The sequence below is a fragment of the Desulfuromonas sp. genome, from assembly GCA_002869615.1.
Lineage (GTDB): Bacteria > Desulfobacterota > Desulfuromonadia > Desulfuromonadales > UBA2294 > BM707.
Genome location: PKUH01000068.1, coordinates 1 through 6,640 on the forward strand (window position 1 = coordinate 1; position 6,640 = coordinate 6,640).

Genomic DNA, 6,640 nt, shown 5'->3' on the forward strand with positions numbered 1-6,640 from the left:
GTTGAACAGAAATAATTCAGACGGAACAAAAAGCCCCCGGCCAGGGAGCCGTTTTCTGCATACTCTTTTATGGCCTAATAAAAGAGTATGGCGGAGTGCGCGGCCGCGACCGCGCGGTTTTATTATCTTCAGTCTTCAGGTCAGGGACACTTCCCTGAAAGTCGGATCGTGTCCTCCCTACCTGACTCTTTTTGCCTGTCCTCTGTATTCACTCTCATCTGCGAAGAACCTTTTATTTCCCGGAAAGCTTGCCTGGCGCAGCGGCTGCGGTAAACTTGCCTGTAAAGAGCCAAGACAGGTAAGCGAATGCCAGTACATGCCCTCAAACATTTTTGCGTGGTTATTCTCATCGCCATTTTGGCGGCCGGCTGGCCGGTTTCGGAAGCCGCCGCCAAAGACTTCTCCACCGCCGATTTTGCACTTCCATCCGGCTTCACCATTGAGCTTTTCGCCGATAATATTTCCGGGGCCCGCTCCCTGGCACGTGGCGATCAGGGGACAATCTTTGTCGGCACCCGTAAACGTGATCGCGTTTATGCTCTGGTTGATGAGGACCAGGACTTCAAGGTTGATCGCACTTATATCATCGCCCGGAATCTGGTTATGCCAAACGGTGTCGCCTTCCACGACGGCTCACTCTACGTCGCCGAGTTTAATCGGATTATAAGATTCGACGATATCGAGAAAAAACTTGGCAATCCGCCGCTGCCGGTGATCATCAACGATACGTTCCCGACGGAAAAACATCACGGCTGGAAATTCATCGCCTTCGGACCTGACGGAAAGCTGTACGTTCCGATCGGGGCGCCGTGCAACGTCTGCCTTGAGGATGATGATCGCTTTGCGACGATCACCCGCATGCACCCTGACGGTAATCAATTCGAAATTTTTGCGCATGGCGTCAGGAATTCAGTCGGTTTTGACTGGCACCCGGTCACCGGCGAGCTCTGGTTCACCGATAATGGTCGCGACTGGCTCGGTGACGACCTTCCCCCCGATGAGCTGAACCGGGCACCGGAAAAAGGTCTGCATTTCGGATTCCCTTTCTGGCACGGCCGAACAATTGCCGATCCTGAGTTCGGTGAAGGCCGGAAGGCCAGCGAATTCACCCTGCCGGTTCGCGAACTGGGCCCACATGTCGCAGCCCTCGGCATGCGCTTTTATACCGGAACAATGTTCCCCGAAGAATACCGGAATCAGGTCTTTATTGCCGAGCATGGATCGTGGAACCGTTCTACCAAGATCGGCTACCGGGTCATGCTGGTCCGTTTGAAGAACAACCGGGCGGTTTCCTATGAACCCTTTGCCGAAGGATGGCTGAAAGACGGGAAAGTCATCGGTCGACCGGTCGACCTTCTTGTTTTGCCCGACGGCAGCTTGCTGGTATCCGATGACGATGCCGGAAGGATTTATCGCATCAGCTATCAGCAAGGCATGTAAAAAACAGGTTTAGTGATGCACAAGATCGTGATCATTGATGATGACCGGCATTTCCTCGATCTGTTCACAAGCTATATCAGGGAACGATACCCGCTTCTCGAAGTAGTCGCGTTCAGTGACCAGGTGAAAAGCCTGCCGGAGATCAACCACGATATCAACCTTTTGCTGATCGATCTTGAAATGCCCGGGCTCGACGGAACCAAGCTTTTGCGCTATGCCTGTGAAAAAGGCCTGAGCAAAAGCAGAATCATCATCCTTTCCGGACATGATGCCGAGTACCTGCATGACAAAATTCCGATGGGAGAGTGTCTCGCCGTGCTGAACAAGCATGAGGCGCGGCAGAAGGAGGTTCTGGATATGGTCTTTAATGCCATTCAGAAAAGAGAAGGAGCATAATTCCTTCGGCAAGAAAAAAACCGGCCTGACGGGCCGGTTTGTATAACATCTGTGTGGTTGGAAACTAGTTAAGAACTTTACCGATAATTTCAGCGACATCGTTTCTAAGCTCAGCACAAGGTGTTACGACAACTTCCTTCCCTTCGATGTCAGTCTTGAAACGCTCAGCAGCCTGGTTTTTTTCATAAGCAACCCGCAACTCCTCACTGATGCCCTGAACAACCGCCGGCTGCACCCCTTGTTCCGCGACCAGGGTATGCAGTTTCCCGACATGTCCTTCATCGTCAACCCAGGCAACTCCGAATTTCTTTGGTGGCTTACCGATAAACACATACGCTGAATCGTTGCCCGGGATCACTTCCAGCTTGTCCGGGATTTCCTCGATAAGATCCTTGAGGCCGGCCTGCATGTTCGCCAGCTGCTCGGCGGCCGCACTGTCCGAACTCAGAGCCGGATAATCCTTACCTCCCAATTTACTGAATAAACCCATTTCTACCTCCTCTCTTTTCACTCTGTTTATAGATAAACCGTATCAAAATGAGAGAAAAATGCAAACCTGCCCGATTCAGGTCTAAACCCGACGGCATAATGTTTGATTCCAATTAACCTTATTTTTGATAAACTTACGTCATGGATGAGTTTACCAGACTTGCTGAAGTGACCCGGCGTGAAAGCCGGGAGGGGGAACTTCCCGATTTCGTTGTACCGCTGCTGATGAAGGTTGCTGAAAACCGCGAAGAGTTCAAGGGACAGGAACATCTGGTTCGGGAGCTGGCAAACCGGGTCGCTGAGTATGATACGATCTCGAACTATTGTTGTGAGAAAATCGGTTTCAACCTCAAGGATATCCACCTGATTCTCGATCAGTTGCGGGTCAGCTATTGATGATTTTGACTCACCCCCGGAGCTCTTGAGGTCGCACCTGTCAGCTCGACCACCGAACCGCAGCCCGACCGCAACCGCCACAGCGATGTGCCGCGTTTGCCTGAAGGCAAACTCCCCGGCAGCACAGTTGAACAGAAATAATTCAGCCCGCACGAAAAAGCCCCCGGCCAGGGAGCCGTTTTCTGCATACTCTTTTATGGCTCAATAAAAGAGTATGGCGGAGTGCGCGGCCGCGACCGCGCGGTTTTATGATCTTCAGTGTTCAGGGGACACTTCCCTGAATTTCGGGTAGTGTCCCCGTCAAACCAACGGTCGCTGGTATCGATCAGCGGTCCTGACTGTTTTTGCCTGTCCTGAATTTTCCAGAAAGGGAGTCAGACTTTATATTCACTCAAATCTTCGAAGAACAAAAAAAAGCCCCCTATGCTCCGGCAAAGAGGGCTTTCGTACCTATGTGTTTTGATTAATCAGGAAACCATCAACTTCCGCTCCAAATCCATTGATCTCGAAATTGACTTGGCAATATCAACGGTGATAATTTTCTTTTCACAGAGCTCGACCAGATGCTGGTCCATGGTCTGCATGAAATATTCAGATCTGCCATTTTCAATATGCTTCTCGATCTCGTCAAGACGCCCCTCACGAATGCAGGCCTGGATCGTCGTCGTTGTCCGCATGATTTCAACGACCGGAACCAGGTGCTCACCCGTGGTATCCTTGACCAGGCGCAGGGAGACTGTTGCAACCAGAATGTCAGCCAGCCGTTGCCGTACAATCTCCTGGGCATCCGGCGGGAAATGACCGACCAGACGGTTTATCGATGCCACTGCACCCTGGGTATGAGCGGTAGAGAAAACAAGGTGTCCGGTTTCGGCGGCCTTGATACAGGAATCGATCGTCTCCAGATCGCGCATTTCACCGACCATGATAACATCCGGATCCATCCGCAAGGAGGCCTTGAGGGCCGCCGAAAAACTCTCGGTATCAAATCCGACTTCACGCTGAATAATGCAACTTTTTTCAGACTTGAACAGAAATTCGATCGGATCTTCAATGGTGATAATGTTGTAATCCCGTGTTGAGTTGAGATGTTTAAGCATCGCCGCCAGCGTAGTGGATTTGCCGTTGCCGGTCGGGCCGGTGACAAGAACCAGACCATTCGGCGCCTTGGTAATTTCGGTCAGCACCTTTGGCAGGTTCAAATCCTCGAAGGATCCAATCTCCGGTGGGATAACCCGCATGACAATACCGTACGACCCTCTTTGTTTGAACAGGCTGACCCGGAATCGTCCGCCACCCTCAAGAGCATACGAGGCGTCGGTTTCAAGAATATCGGCGGTTAGCTCACGATCATTATGCGCGAGTATCGTCTTGGCGATGAACTCGGTGTCCTCGGAGGTGAGATCAGGTAGCTTCGATCTGATCAATTGCCCCTTACCGCGAAAGAACGGCGGGTTGTCAACTTCGAAATGGACATCAGAAACGCGTTTTTCAAAAGCGATATCGAGAATCTGATTCAGAACTTTGGAATCCATAAGAACACCTCACACTACAGACATTTTAAGTAAAATTGTACCACAACTCAGAAACCGCATTCCAGCGCCAGACCTGCCTGATCGGCCAGCATTTCAAATAATTCGATCTGAACATCAGCCGGCTCAGACGAACCGAAATCCGCATAAATCATGAAAACTGTCTTGCCGTGCCGTTTGATCGGGAGCAGTAGCATCGATTTATTGGCCGGCGGTCCGATCTTGTCATAGAGCGCTATTCCGATGTTATCATCGGCAATTCCGTATTGCAGGTTCCCCATTTTAACCGCACGACCAATCATCGCGTTATCGTCGAGCTGAATTCGAAATCCGAGAGGCCCTGAAGCCCCCTGGTCTTTCGGCACCTTGATTCCGACCGATTTTTCGGCAATCAACTCGCCGTTGTGCAGAACCAGAGTCAGGGTACGTTCGAACACGATCGCAACGAACTTCAACATCGCGGTTGCCATCTCGGGTGTCGACTTGAATTCAGGAAGTCGGCCAATGAACTCGTTCAACTGTCTGACAATTGACGGTTCTTTCGATTCGGGCTGAGACGCCTTTTTTGGGCCAACCGGAATCGCCGTCGCTTTCCCTTCCTTGACCTTGCCTCTGTCGCTATCGCCTGCCGTGTCGACCAGAGCGGCATGCACGCCACGTATCTTTTTATCAAGGTCGTCGAGGTTATCGAGACCAAGCAGGTCAGCGGTAATATCAGGGCCGGAAGAATCTTCCTCCAACTCTTCAAGCTCTTCGAGACCTTCGAGAGCTTCAGTATCTTCGAGATCTTCTTCGAGGACGATTTCGCCATCGCGAAGCTTTTCATCGAATACCCGCAGGGCATCCATCAGAATACCCTGGACATCGACGTTGATTTCCCGCTCGATTTCCTGTGGATAATAGGCAAAGGTATCAACCGCCGCCTCCCGCGCCGGTTCCAGAATAAAGGTCCCCGACTGCCAGGTCAGGACATCAATGAGGACAAGTTCGATCAGAGCTCGCAGACCCATATAAGCGTCCTGTTCATCAATGAGCCCCTTTTCGATCAGGGTAACAATCAGCGGCTTCCGTTCTTCGCCCGATCCGCTTTGTGCATTCAGGGCCTCGGCCAGCGCCTCCTCGGAGAGATAATTGTGCGCCACGAGAATCTCACCAATCCGGAGTGAATTATTGAGATGGCTGGCACCTACGATATATCCACCCTTGAATACCAGCTCACTCTGCCCCTTGCGCCCTTTAATATAAAGAATGCCCGAGTTCCTGGTGTTGTGCATCAGCTGGATGACATCAACGATAGGGAGATCTTCAAGGTCGCCTTTAAATGACATTGTTTACTAAACCCCGACAGGTAATAAATAAACGAAAAGGGGCAGGATAGCATTGCCTGCACATCTGCCCCTCCAAAAATAAAACATTTCCTATTTAACTCGAAAAAGCGAGAAAATTCAAGACTTTCTGAATATTTTTTCGGGCCCTGTCAAGACCGTTAAAAACTGGGCAGAAGGTTCAATTGATATTCGCCGTTAAGCCGCTTGATTTTATCACCGAAACCGATACCTGACAAAATCAAGCAACAGCTCGAAACAACCTGTCTTAACCTACTTTTTCCGTCGCCCCTGGCCGAAAAGGACTCCTTTGCTCTTGTCATTAACAGTTGAATCAGTATTGACTTCGTTGCCTCTGGCGTATGCCCGAATAACCGCGGGACGATGACGAATCGCCTCAAACCACCGCTTGACGTGCGGGAAATCGTCGAGATCCTGCCCCTGTTTGTCATGCGAAACAACCCAGGGATAGGTCGCCATGTCGGCAATAGAGTAGTCATCGGCAATAAATTCGCGACCTTCCAGGCGTTCATCTAGCACGCCATAAAGCCGTTCGGTCTCGAGCAGGTAACGGTTGCATGCGTATTCGATATGCTCCGGAGCATATTGATTGAAATGATGGTTCTGTCCAAGCATCGGCCCGAAACCACCCATTTGCCACATCAGCCACGCAACAACTTCCTTACGGGGCCGGACCTCGATCGGGAGAAATTGGCCTGTCTTCTCGGCGAGGTACAACAGGATAGCCCCGGATTCAAAAACCGATATCGGCTCGCCAGCATCGACCGGTTTATGATCAACAATTGCCGGGATCTTGTTATTGGGAGAAATCGCGAGAAAGTCCGGCTTGAATTGATCACCGCGACCGATATGAACCGGAACCAGGTGGTAAGGCAGGTTTGCTTCCTCGAGAAATATCGAGACTTTGTAGCCGTTCGGCGTCGTCCAGAAATAGAGATCGATCATAAGGTTCTCCTTTCGATTACACAGTTCCAGTCTATCAAGAAAAACAGAAACAAAAATCATCTTCCTGAATTATTCACGACTTTTCAGATCAAGAGA

General features: G+C 50.8%; 7 protein-coding genes. 3 read left to right on the forward strand and 4 right to left on the reverse strand.

Going from position 1 to position 6,640, the window contains the following annotated elements; genetic code table 11:
• Positions 1-306 precede the first annotated feature (306 nt).
• The gene (locus C0623_06860; GenBank protein ID PLY00658.1) at positions 307-1,440 is read left to right on the forward strand and encodes a sorbosone dehydrogenase; all 1,134 of its coding nucleotides are present in this window, start codon (positions 307-309) and stop codon (positions 1,438-1,440) included.
• A 15-nt stretch (positions 1,441-1,455) separates the two neighbouring features.
• On the forward strand, positions 1,456-1,836 hold the full coding sequence (locus tag C0623_06865; protein PLY00659.1) for a histidine kinase: 381 nt from the start codon (positions 1,456-1,458) through the stop codon (positions 1,834-1,836).
• A 64-nt stretch (positions 1,837-1,900) separates the two neighbouring features.
• On the opposite strand, the gene C0623_06870 is transcribed toward C0623_06865, so the two are convergent.
• Entirely contained in the window at positions 1,901-2,326 is a 426-nt protein-coding gene (locus C0623_06870; GenBank protein PLY00660.1) for a hypothetical protein, read from the reverse strand.
• A 140-nt stretch (positions 2,327-2,466) separates the two neighbouring features.
• Here C0623_06870 and C0623_06875 point away from each other — a divergent pair, with 140 nt between their 5' ends.
• Positions 2,467-2,721 carry a hypothetical protein gene (locus C0623_06875; protein PLY00661.1) on the forward strand — a complete coding sequence of 85 codons (255 nt, stop codon included), beginning with the start codon at positions 2,467-2,469 and terminating at the stop codon, positions 2,719-2,721.
• A 467-nt stretch (positions 2,722-3,188) separates the two neighbouring features.
• Here the strand turns inward: C0623_06875 and C0623_06880 are convergent, their stop codons facing one another.
• From C0623_06880 to C0623_06890, 3 genes are all read right to left on the reverse strand, one after another.
• Positions 3,189-4,256 carry a twitching motility protein PilT gene (locus tag C0623_06880; protein ID PLY00662.1) on the reverse strand — a complete coding sequence of 356 codons (1,068 nt, stop codon included), beginning with the start codon at positions 4,254-4,256 and terminating at the stop codon, positions 3,189-3,191.
• A gap of 47 nt (positions 4,257-4,303) precedes the next feature.
• Positions 4,304-5,581: a hypothetical protein gene (locus C0623_06885; GenBank protein PLY00663.1), complete on the reverse strand. Its 1,278-nt coding sequence runs from the start codon at positions 5,579-5,581 to the stop codon at positions 4,304-4,306.
• 270 nt (positions 5,582-5,851) lie between these two features.
• On the reverse strand, positions 5,852-6,544 hold the full coding sequence (locus C0623_06890; GenBank protein PLY00664.1) for a thiol:disulfide oxidoreductase: 693 nt from the start codon (positions 6,542-6,544) through the stop codon (positions 5,852-5,854).
• Positions 6,545-6,640 lie beyond the last annotated feature (96 nt).